Source organism: Helicobacter valdiviensis, from assembly GCF_003245365.1.
GTDB lineage: Bacteria > Campylobacterota > Campylobacteria > Campylobacterales > Helicobacteraceae > Helicobacter_D > Helicobacter_D valdiviensis.
This window is the reverse complement of record NZ_NBIU01000018.1, coordinates 24,187-40,075: the sequence shown is the minus strand read 5'-3', so window position 1 is coordinate 40,075 and position 15,889 is coordinate 24,187. Positions and strand designations below refer to the sequence as shown.

Below are 15,889 nucleotides of genomic sequence, written 5' to 3'. Positions count from 1 at the left end.
ATTGATTAAAAGGTTTAGATTTAAGAGTAGAGTTATTTGTTTTTATTAAAGAGATAAATATTAAAAGATTGTATGGTGGTTTATAGAGATATAAGAATGTTATTATAAGAGTTATATTAGTAAGTTGTGAAAGTTTAAAGAAATCATTTAAGTTAAAGTTATAGATTGTTCTTTTATAGATTGTTTGATTGCTAAAGCTTCTTATGATAAAAAAAGAATAATAGATTGCTTTAACTTTAAAGAGCTTTGCAATGATAGAGAAAGACTCTCTAAAGTATCTAAAGTAATAAAGAAGAGTTAATAAAGAGCTAGAATGCCCCCCCCCCCCGCACATTAGGAGTATAAATTTCATCATAAAAAACCCCAAAAATACCTTTATTGATATTATTAATTTTTTAAATGATAAAATTTTATATTAAATATATTTAGTTTTAAGTAAAAAATAATATTTTTATTATTTATTGCAAGGCTTATATACTTGATTTTATATAAAAAGCAAACAACCTCATCTTTCTTTTAAAATCCATAACTTATCCCAACGCTTCCGCTCACTCCCCTTTTATCCCAGAAATATCCGTCCCCTCTTATATATAAATTAAGAGGAGTTTTATAGTTTGGTTTTATCCATAAGGCTAGATATGGATTAATGACATCAAAATTCTTTTTGTAAGTCTCAAGTTCAAAACCATTAATGGAACTTTCTATGCCTCCACTAAATATTCTCTCATAAGCAATTCCCACACTTACACCAAAATCCTCTTTAAAATATTCTAAAGCACTTCCAAATCCCAAAGAATACATCATAGAGTTTTTAACTTCCAAATAATCATTATTTTGATGCTGAAGCTCTCTACTAAAACCCTCTATAGTATCTGCCCTTGAATAAAAATTAAAATCCGCTCTAATTCCTTCTTTTATTTCTTGCAAATACCCAACAGCCATTCCTAAACCCGCATAAAGATTACTTTCCTTAAAAGCAACTCTATCATTTGTGTGCATATAATAGCTATCAAATTTACTCTCAATCACTCCCCCTCTTGCATAACCTTGCGTATAAATGCCATTCTCAAACTGATGCCTTATTCCGCCCCCTACTCCTACATATAGTTCTTTTGTGTGTCCTCTAGAGGCCGCTATATGATTATCAAAATGCCCAAAGCCACTTTCAAAAAACAAACCTCCTATGCTTTCTGCTCCCAAACTAAAAATCTTGCCAAAATTTGTATAAGTCCCATAAAATTCACTACCATCAATTTTATTTTTTCCGCCTTGAATATGTGCTAAAATCCCTCCATTTTCCTCTAAGATTTTGCTATACTCTTGCATATTATTTAAAATTACTTCCCCTCCATTTCTTAAGAACATTAAACTATTTGAAAAACTTTTAGGAAAACTTTTAGCCTCTTGTTGCAAACTTTGCGTTATGATAAAATCTTCTTTAATCAACTCATGCTCAAACTCTTGATTGTCTTTGGGTTTCCAAGTTTCAAAAATAAAAGTTTTATTCCCATGTATAAGGGTATTTTTATCAACTTTTATCCCATTTTCTGCATAGATTAATGCTATATCCTCCTTACTATTTACCCCTAAAGAAGAAACTATTAATTCTCTACCGCTAAGATCTAAATTACCATTAATCTTTAAAATAAAGGTATTTTCACTGCTTGGTATTCCCTCTTTTTTGATATTTTGTTTAGAGGCATTCAAATATAGCTTATCAAACCCTTCTAATCCTCCTACGCTAGCACTCCCGCTCGCAAAAATAGAATTATGTAAATCTATTCCTTTATTATTTTTAGCATCATATCCTCCATACACTATACCCCCCACTTTTGCATTATCATAGAGAGATACTAAATTATAATTTGCCTCTTTTGCACTACCCCCTATTACATCTCCTTTTACTTCTCCTTTTAAAATCACTTCATTATATTGTGCAATCTCCTCACCTTTACCTGCAATAACATTTTGTGCCTCTGTCCCCCTACTTAAAAACACCTGATTTCCTTTGGCCTCTTTTCCCATACCCCCTATTGCTTCCCCTAAAATTTTACCACTTTGCAGATTTAAAAAATTGCCATGAGCCTCTTCTTTACCTATTCCACTATAAGCATTTTGTGTTATTCCATCAATGGTTACAAAATTGCTAAAAGCATTTAACCCCTCTCCACCTATTAAGCTTGTAGCCTCCCCTATTAAATGCACGCTATTTTCCTTAGCATTTGCTTCTTTAGAATATCCGCCCACACCCTTTTTTACTTTGCCTGAAATTTCTAAATAATTCCCAATAGAATCTAATTTAGCATATCCAGAATATGCCTCTTCTTTTACTTCCCCACTACTTTCAATCAAAACAAATTGATTAAGAGCCTCCCCATTTATACTAAAACCTCCATAAAGATTTTCTACTTTACCACTTATGATAGCTCCATTCCCTTCTACTTCTAACCCAACTCCTGCATAGACATTTTTAGCCTCTCCTTTAATCTCTACATCATTATATGTAGCATTTGAATTTTTAGAATATCCCCCAATCACATTTTCTTCTACACTTGATCCCCTAGACACTATTACTTCGTTATTACGCACATATTCTTCCCCATATCCACCTACTGCATTTTTAGCACTTCCATTAATCTCTACTTTATTTCTATTGACTGTAGCTCCATTCTTTCCTAATCCCCCAATAGCTAAATCCACTTTCCCATTAACTATTAAAGTATTGTCTAGCACACTTGCATAATCTAAATACCCTCCAATAGCTACGCCCCCATTAAAATCTGCATTGATTGTTACAGTATTTCCCCTATAAGTTTGCCCCTCTTTTATAGAAAACCACTTTCTAGAATCCCCTAGTGGATTTCCCTCACTATAGGCTTCATTAACATTATTCATTTCTATATTTTGAGAATACAACAAGAGAGAAAAAGTCAAAATTGTGCTACTTTGCTTAAATAAAATTCCCATATAATTCCTTTTATTTTACTTTACTCTTTTTTAGCTTAAATAATACAATTTTTATTTTTGATAAAAAGCTAAATTTTATTGCTTTTTTGTTAAAATCTTTAACTAGGTGTAGTGAGTGGTTGCTTTTTAAAAGAGGAAAGTCCGAGCTGCATTGAGATAGGATTCCATTTAAAGAATGGCTAGAGTAATCTAAGGGAAAGCGCAACAGAAAGCAAACCGCCAATTTTGGTAAGGGTGAAAGGGTGGAGTAAGAGCCCACCGGAGATGTAGCAATACAACTCGCATTGCAAGCCCAATCCGCAGCAAAAAGGGCATGGTAAAATCTCAAATTTTAGCCCTTTGCTAGATTTTTAATGTAAATTAAAAACAAGATAAATAACCACTTTTAACAGAACTCGGCTTACAGCTACACCTAAAAATTAAAACCAATCTTTATTGAAGGCTAAAATATGTTCGCAAAACAAATAGAACTCGCACATGGCAATGGAGGCATAGAATCGCAGATGTTAATTTCAGAGCTTTTTTATAAACATTTAGAAGGCTGTGTAATTAGCGATGGCGAAGATGCAGGCATTGGAGAAATAAACAAAGGAAAATGTGCCATTAGCACAGATGGTTATACTATCTCTCCTCTCTTCTTCCCAGGTGGCGATATAGGAAAATTAAGCATTTGCGGAAGTGCCAATGATGTAGCAATGATGGGAGCAAAGGCAAAATATATCAGTGCTTCTTTTATGCTTGAAGAGGGGCTTAACACACAAGATTTAGAAAAAATTATCATCTCTTTTTCTGACACTTTAAAACAAAGTGGTGCTAAACTTATTTCAGCAGATACAAAAGTGCTTCCCAAAGGCACATTGGATAAAATTTTTATCACAACAACTGCCATAGGAGAATTTGCCTATCCTTCCCTTAATCTTAGTGCTAAAAACATTCCACAAGAAGCCTGCATTTTGGTAAGTGGAGAAATTGGAAACCATGGAGCAGTGATTTATTCTAAACGCGAAGAAATTAATTTAAAAAGCAATTTACAAAGCGATTGCGCACTTTTATATCCTATGCTAGAACCTCTTTTCCAAAAAAATTTAAGAATTTATGCTTTGCGTGATGCTACTAGAGGAGGTATAGCAAGCGTGCTTAACGAATGGGCTAATAGCTCTAAAATAGGCATTAGTATTTATGAAGAAAATCTGCCTATTAACCAGCAAACAAGAGGTATTTGCGAACTTTTAGGATTTGAAGCTTATAATCTAGCTAATGAAGGAATGTGTGTTTTATGTATCCACAAAGAAGATGCACAAATAGCCCTCAAACTCCTCCAAAGCCACACTTTAGGCAAAAATGCAAAAATCATAGGAGCTACCACCAAAGAACTTCCAAACAAAGTTGTTTTGCAAACTGCTTATGGAGCTAAACGCTTCTTGGACTATCCAAGTGGAGAACTTTTACCTAGAATTTGTTAAATCCACTTTAAAAACTACAAATTCTTGCTCTCTTTATCTTCTAGAGCTCTATTTAACTTTCAAAGTTAAATTTTTATTTTTTTAAATAATCTCCACTTTTTCCGCCACTTTTTTGCACCAAATAAACCTCACTAATTTCCATACTTTTATCTATGGCTTTTACCATATCATAGATTGTCAATAAGCCAATATTTACACCCATAAGTGCTTCCATTTCCACACCTGTTTGGGAATTTGTTTTGACTCTCACTTCCAAAATAAAGGAATTTTCGCTCTCGCATTCTATTACATTGCATTTTACAGAACTTAAAAACAAAGGATGGCACATAGGAATGAGCTCAGAAGTCTTTTTAGAACCCATAATTGCAGCTATAATTGCTGTTTGCAAAACTGGACCTTTTTTAACTGCATTATTAATGATTGCCAAAAAGGCTTCCTTATTCATTGTGATTTTTCCTCTTGCTAATGCTTCTCTTTGTGTAATTTGCTTATGAGATACATCTACCATAGTGGGATTATTATTGTTATCTAAATGCGTTAATTGCATAATACTCCTTAAAAACTTAATTGATAAACTTTAATTTTGTCATTCTTTAGCGTAAGTTTAAAGTATTCTTCATTAAGATTTTCATAAAACATCGCTCTAAAATAAAAACTTTCTAAATATCTACTATCGCATAAAACAATTCTGCCATCTTCTAAGAATATCGCTGAAAGTTTGCTGTCTTTAGAAATTTGCAATTCTCTTTTATCTTTTTGGTAGAAGATTTTTTCTAAAAAAACTTCTATTCCCAAACTTTTAATTTTTACCTTACCGCTTTTTTCTTGTAAAAAAATATCGTTATTTAAAGCCAACCAATTCTCTTTTTGAATCTTAGGAGTGCTAAGAAGAAAGAAGCTATCTTTTTCTAACTTGCCACTTTTTAAATCAATATAACTAAAACGCCTAATTACCTGAATAATTTCTAACATTCTTAAAGGCACGATAAGATATAATTTTCTTGTATTTTGTGAAGTTATTTTTTGTGTTTTCAAAGCTTTTATGACTTGATTGTATGTATAGAGTTTATTTTCTTCTAAAAAGCGGTTAAAATCTACACCATTAAGTAGCATTTTTGAAATTTTAGCACTCACTTCCTCATCTTCACTAAGAAAAATAAAGCTAATAGGATAGTTATCTTTGCCAGTATTTTTGCCCCCATCCACAAAGGTTTCTAATTTACTAAAATAACGAATAGGATAACCATAATCCCACCAAGCAACCGCATAATCTCCTTTAGTATATGGAATATTTTTAAGCACATCAATCTCCCTTTGCATAAAAGCAAAAGGATAAGAATAGTTAATAATATGCTGAAAACTATTTATTAATAGTAAAAATGCAAGAGGAATAAAAATAAGAAACCTTATCTTTAAATCTTTGATTTTTTCTAAAATAAAACTCAAAAATGCCCCCACACCTAGTGCAAAAATAGGCACAGCATAAAAGGTATAACGCATTCCCCCTATCAACGCAAAAACTCCCAAGATTAACAAAGGCAAACTCATTACAAAACGAAAATCTTTCAAAAGCAACCAAATAATCCCTAAAATTCCACACAAAAATGCAAAATATCCTCCACTAACCCGATATACAAATTCATTAAAACTAATCTTAGAGACTTCATAAATTGTATTGATTGCATTATAATATTTTAATTCCCCGCCAACATTATCCACTTTGCTTATATAGGCATTATCTAAGATATTTCCTCCAAGCTTTAAACCTACAAACATTATAAAAAATAAAGCAAACGCATAAAAAATCCATTCTCTTTTTTTAAAAATTTCTTCTTTCAAAACAAGCCCTAAAAATATAGCAATAAGTAAAAATATCCAATAAAAAGGTGGCTTAAAAATACTTAATAGCAAAACTATTCCCATAAAAAACGCATAAAACACCAAATAGACTCTTTTATAAAACACAAGACAAAGGGTAAAAACCAAAAAATATCCTATTAAAACATAACGCAAAGAAGGATAATATTCCAAAGCAAAACAAATTAACAATAAATTACTTAAAAGATTGATTTTGCTAGAAGTTTCAAAAGCAAAATAAATTAAAGTAAAGATAGCTAATGCAAGAGGCAAAATCAACATATCTGTATCATAATAGCCAAAAATCGTGCGGTTATAATAGCTAGTAGTCATTGCACCAAAAATCCCACAAACTATACTACTAAGCACACCTAAGTTCTTACTTAATAGCATAAGAAAAAATACTACTAAACTTCCAAAAATACCACTCATAAAGAAAATAATCTGCTCTAAATTAAAGGGCAAAAACAAAGTTAAAATTGCACTTAGATGAGATAAAATCTCATGTGTTGGAGACTGACTTGTATTTTTCACCCCTTCTAATAAATCTCTAGCTCCCTCCGCATAAAAATATCCATCATGATTATTTAAAATAAAGCTATCTTTAGCAAAAGTGCTTACCTCCTCTTGCATATTATAAAGATAGATAAACCGCACCGCTATGCTTAAAAAATACACCAACATCATTAAAAATAAAAATTTTATTTGCGTTTTTTGCATAGAACCTCTTGTGATTTAAAGCCTTTTTAGCTTTTTTTGTTAAAATTCCTCAATCGTAAATTTAACATAAAGAAAGACAATGAATCCTTATATTGATATTTATAGAGATAGTTCTAAAATCCAAGAACTCTTTAAAGCTATTTGCAAACTCTCTGCTAAACTCCCCTATCCTCTAAAAATTATGGAAGTTTGTGGGGGACACACGCATACAATTATGAAATACGCACTTCCACAACTCTTGCCCAATAATATTGAATTTGTGCATGGACCAGGCTGTCCAGTTTGTATTATGCCAAAAAGTAGAATAGACTATGCTAGAAAAATAGCAGAACAAAAAGATGTGATTTTGGTAACTTTAGGAGATATGATAAAAGTTCCAGGAAGCCATGGTTCTTTACAAAAAGCACGCGCAGAAGGTTTAAATATCTCTTTTGTATATTCCCCATTAGATGCGCTAAAAATCGCACAAAACAACCCAAACAAAAAAATTGTTTATTTTGCAATAGGATTTGAAACCACCACTCCTATGAGTGCTGCCTTATTAGAAAGCGTAATTAAATTGAATTTAAAAAACTTCTTTTTTGCAATTAATCATGTGCTTGTTCCACCACCTCTGCATGCAGTTTTAAGTTCTAAAGATAATAAAATCAACGCTCTTTTAGCTCCTTCACATGTAAGTGTGATTAGTGGTGCTAAAATCTATACGCCCTTTGTAGAAAAATACAAAATTCCTGTAGTTGTATGCGGATTTGAGCCTGTAGATGTAGGAGAAAGCTTAATTTCTATTTTACAGCAAGTAATCTCTAATACACCAAAAGTAGAAATCCAATATGCAAGAAGCGTAACCCAAGAAGGCAATCTAAAAGCACAAGAATTAGTAGAACGCTATTTTACATTAGAAGATAGCTTTACTTGGAGAGGTTTAGGAGAGATTCCACACTCTTCTTTAAAATTAAAAGATGAATTTGCCTCTTTTGATGCACTAAAAATCTATAAAGATGTCCTAGAAGATACGCCAAAAGATGATCATAAGCTTTGTATTTGTGGCGAGATATTAAAAGGTGCTAAAAAACCCTATGATTGCAAACTTTTCAAAAAAGCTTGCAATCCACAAAACCCTCTTGGAAGCTGTATGGTAAGCAGTGAAGGAGCATGTGCTGCTTACTATAAATATGGAGATTTTAATTTTTAAAGCTTTTTAGGATAAGATATGCTAAAATTCTAAAAATTCACAAAAAGGCAATCTTTTGAAATTCAATATGCTTTATAGCAAGATTCACAGAGCATCTGTAAGCGATGCAAATTTAAATTATGTAGGTTCTATCACTATTGATAAAGAGTTGCTAGAAGCTGCAAAACTTTATGAAGGGCAGCAAGTAGATATTGTAAATATCAACAATGGAGAACGCTTTTCTACATATGTAATAGAAGGCAAAAAAGGTGATATGTGTTTAAATGGTGCTGCTGCAAGAAAGGTGCAAGTGGGTGATAAAATTATCGTAATTGCTTATGCACAATACTCTAAAGAAGAACTAGAAAGCTATTCTCCCACTGTTGTTTTAGTAGATGAGAATAATGAGATTATCCATATCAAAAAGGACTTAAAAAATGTTTAACACACAAGATTTGGCAAAAACGCTAGGCAACTTACAAGAAAAACTTAAAGAAGCACAAGAGGAAAACAAACAAAAAATAATCACAGCTAAGAGTGGTGGAGGACTTATTAGTGTGAGCGCTAATGGAGAAGGAGAAATCATTGATATTAGCATTGATGATAGTCTTTTAGAAGATAAAGAATCTATGCAAATTTTGCTTATGAGTGCAATCAATGATGTTTATAAAAGCGTAGAGAGCAATCGCAAAGGAATGGCTATGGATATGTTAGGCAACCTTGGTAATTTTGGTGATTTTCCCCTAAAAGGACTTTAAATGTTAAAAAAAATTCTTTTATCTTCCCTTGCTACTTCATTATTTGTATTTGGCTATGATTTTAGTGCTTGTTCCTTAAAAGCTAAAGATTCTTTAGAACCTATTAATAAGAGCTATGGAATTGCTATTGCCCCCCTTTATGAAAAGGACTTAAATAAAACCATTCCCATAAAGTCTAAGCTTTTTATGTATTCTCCAAATGAAACCCCAAAAGGCTATAAAATTTTAAAACATGATCCTTTTTTAGGAATGTATCTTTTAGAATCCAAAAGCAATCTTAAGCCTATCAAATTACTTCCTATTAGCAATGCAGTTTTAGAAGAAGAAATGGCAAGCATAACCCCTAAAGATAATGTAAGCGGAAAATTCCAAAGTTTTATGCAAAGTCCGCGTTCTTATGCTACTTTAAATGTCCCCACTTTCAAAAATAGTCTTATTAGCACAATTTGTGATAATGTTTATGGGATTGGCATAGGAGAAGGGAAATTTATTGACAAAAAATATTTGGAGCGTTTTTTAAACTCTAAAGAAATTTATTATGGCGATATTGGCATTAGAGTTAAACAAAATCAAGAGGATTTTGTAGAGGTGAGCGTGATTGATCCTTTTTTTCCAAAAAATCCTTTCCAATATGGTGATATTATTCTTACCATCAATAATGAAGCTATCCCAAATACCCAAAGTTTTGATAGAGTAGTTTTTGATTTAAAACAAGGCTCACAAGTTCCTATTAAAATCAAAAGAGAAGGAGCAACTTTAGAAATTATGGCTTTAGTGGATAAAAGACGCGGAGGTATGCTCTTAAAAGAAGATTTTTTAGGGCGTATTGGAATTAGTATCACACCAGATTTTACTATCACTTCAGTTTCCAATTTTGCACAAAATGGTTTTGAACGCTTAAAAGTAGGTGATAAAGTTTTAAGAATCAATCAAAAAGAAGTCCCCAATGGAATGGATAATATTATCCATCTTCTAGGGGAGTTTGCCTCAAAACCACAAAAATGGTTAATCTCAAGAAATGATTTTCAATTTTTTATTCTTGTAAATGAGGAAAACTAATGAAACTTCAAAAAGTCTTTGAAAATTTTGAAAATTACCTCATTGAAAATGCACCCAAAATCCCCTCTTTTCACCCCTACTACGAACAAGCTTTGTGGGAAATGGTGTTAAATGGAGGCAAAAGATTTCGTCCAAAGTTGCTTTTAAGCATTGTTTATGCAAATGCTCCTAAGCTTCTTAAAAAATCTTTTGTGCCCGCTCTAGCTCTAGAAGTTTTACACACCTATTCTCTAATCCATGATGATCTTCCAAGTATGGATAATGCCAATCTAAGAAGAGGTGCCAAAACCCTACACACAAAATATGATGAAGCAGGAGCCATTTTAATAGGAGATGCACTAAATACACACAGCTTTTACTTGCTCTCTACCTCAAAATTTAAACCCAAAATCAAAACAAAACTTATAAAATCCTTAAGTTATAATGGAGGAGTTTTTGGTATGGTTTTAGGACAAGCACTAGATTGCCATTTTGAAAATCACACTTTACCCATTGAAAAACTTCAAATCATTCATCTAAACAAAACCGCAAAACTTATTGCAACTTCTTTACAGATGGGTGGAATTATATGTAGCTTTAATAAGCAAGATCTTACCTTACTTTATGAGCTTGGATTAAAGCTTGGCTTATTTTTTCAAATCCGTGATGATATTATTGATGCCACACAAAGCAGTATAGAAGCTGGTAAAGATACTCAAAATGATAAACTTAAAAATAGCTATGTTAATCTACTTGGCTTAAAAGGTGCAAGAGTAGAATTGCAAAATCATCAAGAACAAATCAAAAACCAGCTTAATTTCTTCAACAAAGAAACTAAAGATATTTTAGAAACTCTTTTACAAAAATATTTTATTTAAAAAGGTATATTTATGAAAAGAATCCTAATCACAAACGATGATGGCTACCAATCTAGCGGACTTTTAGCTTTAAAAGAAGCTCTAAGCCCACTAGGACATGTTACCATAGTAGCTCCCGCAAGTGAAAAATCAGCTTGCGGACATGGTATGACGCTCACACGCCCTTTAAGATTTATTAAAATTGATGATGATTTTTATAAATTAGAAGATGGAACACCCACAGATTGTATCTATCTCTCCTTGCATGCTCTTTATGAAGAAAATTCACTTCCTGATTTAATTGTAAGTGGGATTAATATTGGTTCTAATATGGGGGAAGATGTTAGCTACTCTGGAACGGCAAGTGGTGCTATGGAAGGAGTTTTACACGATATTCCCTCTATTGCCATTTCACAAGTTTTAAAAGATAAAATAGATTTTGGCTTTGATTATGAACTCGCTAAAGATACAATTTATAAAATTGCCAAAAAAATTTTAGAGGGTGATTTTCCCTTGCAAAAAAGGGAATTTTTAAATATCAATATTCCACAAATAAGCAAACAAGAATGTAAAGGCTATAAAATCACAGAGCTTGGCATTAGAATGTATGGAAACGATGCACACTTACACAGAAACCCACGAGGCGAGGAATATTATTGGCTAGGTTTGCATCCACTAGCTTGGGATGAGAGAGCAACGCAAGAAACTTCAGATTTTACAGCCATCATTCAAAACTATGTTTCAATTACTCCCATTACTCTTGATTTTACAGCAAGAGAACGCATAAAACCTTTACAAGAATGGATAGAAAAATGAGCACACGCTTTGCAAGAACACTTTTACTCTTCAAGGAAGAAGGATTTACAAAGTTACAAAATGCAAGTGTTTTGCTTTTTGGCGTAGGTGGAGTAGGAAGCTTTGCACTAGATTGTCTTTATCGTAGTGGGGTGGGTAAAATTTGCATTGTAGATGGAGATTGTTTTGATATTACAAACCAAAACCGCCAAATTGGTTCTTTTGAAGGCTTAGGAGAAAAAAAGGTAGAAGTTCTAGCCAAAATGTATCCCAACATCAATTATATTGCTAAACGCTTTAGCCCACAAGATATTGAAGAATTTGATTTTAGCTCTTATGATGTGGTTTTAGATGCTATTGATGATATTCCTACCAAAATTTCCTTAGCTTTAAAAATAGCAAATAAGCCAAAAATAAAAAATGCACCTCTTTTGCTCTCATCAACTGGAAGTGCCAAAAAGCTAGATCCAGGTGAAATTAGATGTGCAAACATTTGGAAAAGCTATGGAGATAAATTTGCAAGAAAATTCCGTGAAGGTTTAAAAAAACAAAATTTTAGAGGTGATTTTAAGGTGATTTTTAGCCCAGAGATTCCAAAATGCAAAGAACTTGGTAGCTTTAGTGCAGTTACAGGAAGTTTTGGCTTAAGGCTAGCAAGTGAGGCAATTTCACATATTTTAAAGGAGAATAAATGATTTTTACAAAAGCTTATGAAGAAGATATGGAAGAATTTGAAGATGAAGAATTTGATGGATTTGATAAAGATTATGAAGATAGCGATAAATATCTTTATGATGAAGACGACTACGAAAACAATGATGGAGATTATGAAGGAGAGGATTATTAAAAATGACAATAGAAGTAGCACTTTTACAGCACTCTTTTAAAGGCAACAAAAAAGATACGCTAGAATATACACGCTCTCTAATCAAAGAAGCCTCTAAAAAAGCAAAACTTATTTGCTTGCAAGAACTTCACGCCAGCGAATATTTTTGTCAAAGCGAAAATGTAGATTTTTTTGATTATGCGTTGGATTTTAAAAAAGATTGTGAGTTTTTTAGTCAAATTGCCAAAGAATGCCAAATTGTGCTTGTTACTTCTTTGTTTGAGCGACGCACAAGTGGTTTATACCACAATACCTCTGTAGTATTTGAAAGAGATGGGAGCGTTGCAGGAACTTATAGAAAAATGCATATTCCAGACGATCCAGGCTTTTATGAAAAATTTTATTTCACCCCTGGAGATTTAGGTTTTCATCCAATCTCTACAAGCCTTGGCAAACTTGGTGTTCTAGTATGTTGGGATCAATGGTATCCTGAAGCTGCTAGACTTATGGCATTAAGAGGTGCAGAGATTTTGATTTATCCTACTGCTATTGGTTGGTTCAAAGAAGATCCAGAAGATGAAAAACAAAGACAAAGAGAGGCTTGGATTGCCGTGCAAAGAGGTCATGCAGTTGCCAATGGAATTCCTGTCGTCGCTATCAATCGCACTGGTTTTGAAGAAGATAAATCTAAAGTTTTAAAAGGTATTGATTTTTGGGGTTCTAGCTTTGCTTTTGGAGCACAAGGAGAACTTTTAGCACAAGCTAGCATCCAAGAAGATGAAATTTTATATTTCACTTGGGACAAGCAAAGAAGCGAGGAAGTAAGAAGAATATGGCCTTTCTTGCGTGATAGACGCATTGAATGCTATGAAAGTCTTCTAAAGCGTTTTGATGATTAGCGATAAAATAAAATGGGATGAAAAATACACTCAATCTAGCACACTAAATCCCCCTTTAGAGCTTTTGAAGATTTTTATCCAAAAAGCTCATATTGGTAAAGCTTTAGACATTGCTTGTGGTCTAGGGAGAAACTCTCTTTTTATGCGTGATTATGGCTTTATTGTAGATAGCATAGATATTTCAATCATTGCTTTAAAAAACTTAGAGAAAGAACCCAATATCCACACTTTCTGTAAAGATTTAGATGATTTTAAAATTTCTAAAAACTCTTATCACCTCATTTGTAATAGCTATTTTTTACAAAGAAATCTTTTTAGGGGTATTTATGAGGGGTTAAAACAAGATGGGATATTAATTTTTGAAACTTTTCTCTACAATCCTTTATTAAGCAATCCCTCTTCAAATCCGCATTATTTTTTACAACCCAATGAATTATTAGATGCCTTTTGTAATCTTGAAATTTTATTTTATAATGAACAAGAAGTTCAAGAAAAAACGCATTCCAAAATCGCACAATTAGTTGCCAAAAAGAAATAAAATGAGATTTTTCTCTCTTAAAAGATCTAAAAAAATCTTAAATATTGCTACCCCTTCTGGCTTAAATTCCCTTTTAGATGTGATTAATATTTCCATTGATTTATTGCTAATTGGAAAGCTTGGAGAAGCATTTGTAGTAGCAGTAGGTGTTAGCCTTAATTATATGATGTTAATTTTTGCAATCACAACAATTGTCTTTGTAGGCAATAGCGCACTTGTAGCAAGATTTATAGGTTTTGGAGACAAAAAACAAGCAAGTATCGTAGTTTCTAGCTTAAGTTTTGCTTCTTTGTTAATTGCAATTCCCACCACTCTTTTAGCCTTTTTGTTTTATGATACTTTTTTTACTTGGATTGGCATCTCTAAAGAAGCTAAAGAATTGGGCGATATTTATTTAAGCATTATTCTTTTTAGCATACCTCTTTTACTTATTAAACAAGTAAGCATTTCTGCATTTTCTGCTGCAGCCTACACTAAAATTCCTTTTATTATAAAAATTTTTATTACTTTTTTAAATGTAGGCTTAAAATACAGTTTCATTTTTGGCTTTTTATTTTTCCCACAACTTGGCTTAGTAGGTGCTGCCCTCTCCACCCTTATTGTAAATTTTCTAGAAACTTTAGCACTCTTTATGTGCCTTTTATTTTTAAAAAAATCTCCTATTTCTATAGGAAATCAAATCAATTTTGATTATATTAAAAGAGCTTTTATTGTTGGTCTTCCTTCGGGTTGTGAGCGTTTTTTTACTTTAATTTCCATTTTGCTTATGACAAAGTTTGTAGCTCTTTATGGTTCTACAGATCTTGCAGGCTACCAAATTGCTACACGCATTGAAGGTTTTGCTTTTATGCCTGGTTTTGGATTTATGATTGCTGCTATGGCTCTTATGGGGCAAAATCTAGGCGCTAAAAAACCTCTAGAGGCCAAATATAGTATTCAAAACACCTTGCTTTTAGGTGGATTCTTCATGGGAATTATGGGAATTTTAATGAGTTCTTTTGCCTATCCTATTTCTAGCATTTTTAATAAAGATTCACAAATTGCACTAGCAAGTGCAAGTTATCTTATTCCTCTTGGGCTTTCTCAAATTCCACTTGCTTTTATTTTTATTCTTGATGGCGCTTTAAGAGGAGCTGGGATTACAAAAATCACCCTCATTACCAATGCCATTATGATTTGGGGTTTAAGAGTAATTCCTTGTTATTTTATCGCAAAACTTCAATATCCTGTTATTTATATTTATATTTGTATTAGTTTAGAAACTTTTTTGCGCGCCTTTGTTTATTGGAGGATTTTTAGAAAGTGCAAATGGCGACACCATAAGGTTTAAAAAAGTGCCCTAAAAAGCTCCATATTAGAAACAATATAAAGACCCAACGCACCTGCACACAATATAAATGCTACAAAAATAAGTATCTTTTTTTCAAAAGAAGTTAATTTATCACCGCTTTTAACCACAGAAACGATTGTTAAAATCATCACAATCAAAGAAACAACCGCAATAATAATTAATGTTATAATAAAACCTTGTAAAGTTGCCATATTTTTTCCTTTTTATAGGATTATAGGGGAAAGTCAATTATTTTATCATAAAACCACATTAATTTATAAACAAAACTTTAAAAACCTTAAAAAATTCCATAAAATAACTCGTATTTTTGGTTTTCATAATAAGTTCCAATTCTAAAAAGGCTTTGATAAAAAATCAACCACTTTCAAGCCTTATTTAAAAACTCTTTTATATTTTCTATGCACTGATTTAATAAAATATACAACTTGTTTTTAATGAAATACTATAGAATTAATCATAAAAAAACAAATACACACCTTTCAACAACGATACTAAAAAATAACTGCAAAGAATATTGTTATAAATATAAATTATATTTATAAAATTTTTAACTTAGTAGAAATTTTATCTTTATTAAACCCCAAAAAGCATAAGCGGTTTCTTCAAGCTCAAAGATATCAATTAATTTATTGTATCAACAATTTTCATT

16 protein-coding genes and 1 other RNA gene are annotated in these 15,889 nt (G+C 32.1%); 13 read left to right on the top strand and 4 right to left on the bottom strand.

What is annotated here, in order from left to right; translation table 11 throughout:
• Positions 1-516: 516 nt before the first annotated feature.
• Complete coding sequence (locus tag B6S12_RS06755) at positions 517-2,967, bottom strand: hypothetical protein (protein WP_111230038.1); 2,451 nt, start codon at positions 2,965-2,967, stop codon at positions 517-519.
• A gap of 103 nt (positions 2,968-3,070) precedes the next feature.
• Here B6S12_RS06755 and rnpB point away from each other — a divergent pair.
• Together rnpB and hypE are read left to right on the top strand one after the other, a co-directional pair.
• Positions 3,071-3,386: RNase P RNA component class A (gene rnpB, locus B6S12_RS06750), an RNA gene on the top strand.
• Positions 3,387-3,416: 30 nt separating this feature from the next.
• The gene (hypE, locus tag B6S12_RS06745) at positions 3,417-4,430 is read left to right on the top strand and encodes a hydrogenase expression/formation protein HypE (RefSeq protein ID WP_111230037.1); all 1,014 of its coding nucleotides are present in this window, start codon (positions 3,417-3,419) and stop codon (positions 4,428-4,430) included.
• A gap of 73 nt (positions 4,431-4,503) precedes the next feature.
• Here hypE and moaC read toward each other — a convergent pair whose 3' ends face one another.
• A complete protein-coding gene (moaC, locus tag B6S12_RS06740; RefSeq protein ID WP_111230036.1) occupies positions 4,504-4,977 on the bottom strand; it encodes a cyclic pyranopterin monophosphate synthase MoaC in 474 nt (157 codons plus the stop codon).
• 8 nt (positions 4,978-4,985) lie between these two features.
• The gene (locus tag B6S12_RS06735) at positions 4,986-7,007 is read right to left on the bottom strand and encodes an STT3 domain-containing protein (protein WP_111230035.1); all 2,022 of its coding nucleotides are present in this window, start codon (positions 7,005-7,007) and stop codon (positions 4,986-4,988) included.
• Between the two features lie 79 nt (positions 7,008-7,086).
• On the opposite strand from B6S12_RS06735, the gene hypD reads away from it, so the two are divergent.
• From hypD to B6S12_RS06685, 11 genes are read left to right on the top strand one after another with little or no spacing between them, the layout of a single operon-like run.
• Positions 7,087-8,199, top strand: a complete 1,113-nt coding sequence (gene hypD / locus B6S12_RS06730) for a hydrogenase formation protein HypD (protein ID WP_111230034.1) — start codon at positions 7,087-7,089, stop codon at positions 8,197-8,199.
• 55 nt (positions 8,200-8,254) lie between these two features.
• Positions 8,255-8,623 carry an aspartate 1-decarboxylase gene (panD, locus tag B6S12_RS06725; protein WP_111230033.1) on the top strand — a complete coding sequence of 123 codons (369 nt, stop codon included), beginning with the start codon at positions 8,255-8,257 and terminating at the stop codon, positions 8,621-8,623.
• Positions 8,616-8,936, top strand: coding sequence for a YbaB/EbfC family nucleoid-associated protein (locus B6S12_RS06720; RefSeq protein WP_111230032.1), 321 nt, complete (start codon positions 8,616-8,618; stop codon positions 8,934-8,936). Before panD ends, B6S12_RS06720 begins: the two co-directional genes overlap by 8 nt.
• On the top strand, positions 8,937-9,995 hold the full coding sequence (locus B6S12_RS06715; protein ID WP_111230031.1) for a DUF7488 domain-containing protein: 1,059 nt from the start codon (positions 8,937-8,939) through the stop codon (positions 9,993-9,995).
• On the top strand, positions 9,995-10,852 hold the full coding sequence (locus tag B6S12_RS06710; RefSeq protein WP_111230030.1) for a polyprenyl synthetase family protein: 858 nt from the start codon (positions 9,995-9,997) through the stop codon (positions 10,850-10,852). The genes B6S12_RS06715 and B6S12_RS06710 overlap by 1 nt, the downstream gene beginning before the upstream one ends.
• 12 nt (positions 10,853-10,864) lie before the next feature.
• Positions 10,865-11,647 carry a 5'/3'-nucleotidase SurE gene (gene surE / locus B6S12_RS06705; protein WP_111230029.1) on the top strand — a complete coding sequence of 261 codons (783 nt, stop codon included), beginning with the start codon at positions 10,865-10,867 and terminating at the stop codon, positions 11,645-11,647.
• The gene (locus B6S12_RS06700) at positions 11,632-12,321 is read left to right on the top strand and encodes a tRNA threonylcarbamoyladenosine dehydratase (RefSeq protein ID WP_111230028.1); all 690 of its coding nucleotides are present in this window, start codon (positions 11,632-11,634) and stop codon (positions 12,319-12,321) included. The genes surE and B6S12_RS06700 overlap by 16 nt, the downstream gene beginning before the upstream one ends.
• Positions 12,318-12,473 carry a hypothetical protein gene (locus B6S12_RS11090; protein WP_181450986.1) on the top strand — a complete coding sequence of 52 codons (156 nt, stop codon included), beginning with the start codon at positions 12,318-12,320 and terminating at the stop codon, positions 12,471-12,473. The genes B6S12_RS06700 and B6S12_RS11090 overlap by 4 nt, the downstream gene beginning before the upstream one ends.
• An 8-nt stretch (positions 12,474-12,481) precedes the next feature.
• Positions 12,482-13,351 carry a carbon-nitrogen hydrolase gene (locus B6S12_RS06695; protein ID WP_181450987.1) on the top strand — a complete coding sequence of 290 codons (870 nt, stop codon included), beginning with the start codon at positions 12,482-12,484 and terminating at the stop codon, positions 13,349-13,351.
• Positions 13,344-13,889: a class I SAM-dependent methyltransferase gene (locus B6S12_RS06690; protein WP_111230026.1), complete on the top strand. Its 546-nt coding sequence runs from the start codon at positions 13,344-13,346 to the stop codon at positions 13,887-13,889. The genes B6S12_RS06695 and B6S12_RS06690 overlap by 8 nt, the downstream gene beginning before the upstream one ends.
• A 1-nt stretch (position 13,890) precedes the next feature.
• Entirely contained in the window at positions 13,891-15,219 is a 1,329-nt protein-coding gene (locus B6S12_RS06685) for an MATE family efflux transporter (protein ID WP_181450985.1), read from the top strand.
• Here the strand turns inward: B6S12_RS06685 and B6S12_RS06680 are convergent.
• The gene (locus B6S12_RS06680; protein WP_111230024.1) at positions 15,216-15,431 is read right to left on the bottom strand and encodes a hypothetical protein; all 216 of its coding nucleotides are present in this window, start codon (positions 15,429-15,431) and stop codon (positions 15,216-15,218) included. The two genes, B6S12_RS06685 and B6S12_RS06680, sit on opposite strands and share 4 nt — an antisense overlap.
• Positions 15,432-15,889 lie beyond the last annotated feature (458 nt).

Excerpts from the sequence above, each read along its gene's own strand:
- B6S12_RS06755 (WP_111230038.1), bottom strand. The coding sequence starts at position 2,967 with ATGGGAATTTTATTTAAGCAAAGTAGCACAATTTTGACTTTTTCTCTC.
- hypE (WP_111230037.1), top strand. The coding sequence starts at position 3,417 with ATGTTCGCAAAACAAATAGAACTCGCACATGGCAATGGAGGCATAGAA.
- moaC (WP_111230036.1), bottom strand. The coding sequence starts at position 4,977 with ATGCAATTAACGCATTTAGATAACAATAATAATCCCACTATGGTAGAT.
- B6S12_RS06735 (WP_111230035.1), bottom strand. The coding sequence starts at position 7,007 with ATGCAAAAAACGCAAATAAAATTTTTATTTTTAATGATGTTGGTGTAT.
- hypD (WP_111230034.1), top strand. The coding sequence starts at position 7,087 with ATGAATCCTTATATTGATATTTATAGAGATAGTTCTAAAATCCAAGAA.
- B6S12_RS06720 (WP_111230032.1), top strand. The coding sequence starts at position 8,616 with ATGTTTAACACACAAGATTTGGCAAAAACGCTAGGCAACTTACAAGAA.
- B6S12_RS06715 (WP_111230031.1), top strand. The coding sequence starts at position 8,937 with ATGTTAAAAAAAATTCTTTTATCTTCCCTTGCTACTTCATTATTTGTA.
- B6S12_RS06710 (WP_111230030.1), top strand. The coding sequence starts at position 9,995 with ATGAAACTTCAAAAAGTCTTTGAAAATTTTGAAAATTACCTCATTGAA.
- surE (WP_111230029.1), top strand. The coding sequence starts at position 10,865 with ATGAAAAGAATCCTAATCACAAACGATGATGGCTACCAATCTAGCGGA.
- B6S12_RS06700 (WP_111230028.1), top strand. The coding sequence starts at position 11,632 with ATGGATAGAAAAATGAGCACACGCTTTGCAAGAACACTTTTACTCTTC.
- B6S12_RS11090 (WP_181450986.1), top strand. The coding sequence starts at position 12,318 with ATGATTTTTACAAAAGCTTATGAAGAAGATATGGAAGAATTTGAAGAT.
- B6S12_RS06690 (WP_111230026.1), top strand. The coding sequence starts at position 13,344 with ATGATTAGCGATAAAATAAAATGGGATGAAAAATACACTCAATCTAGC.
- B6S12_RS06685 (WP_181450985.1), top strand. The coding sequence starts at position 13,891 with ATGAGATTTTTCTCTCTTAAAAGATCTAAAAAAATCTTAAATATTGCT.
- B6S12_RS06680 (WP_111230024.1), bottom strand. The coding sequence starts at position 15,431 with ATGGCAACTTTACAAGGTTTTATTATAACATTAATTATTATTGCGGTT.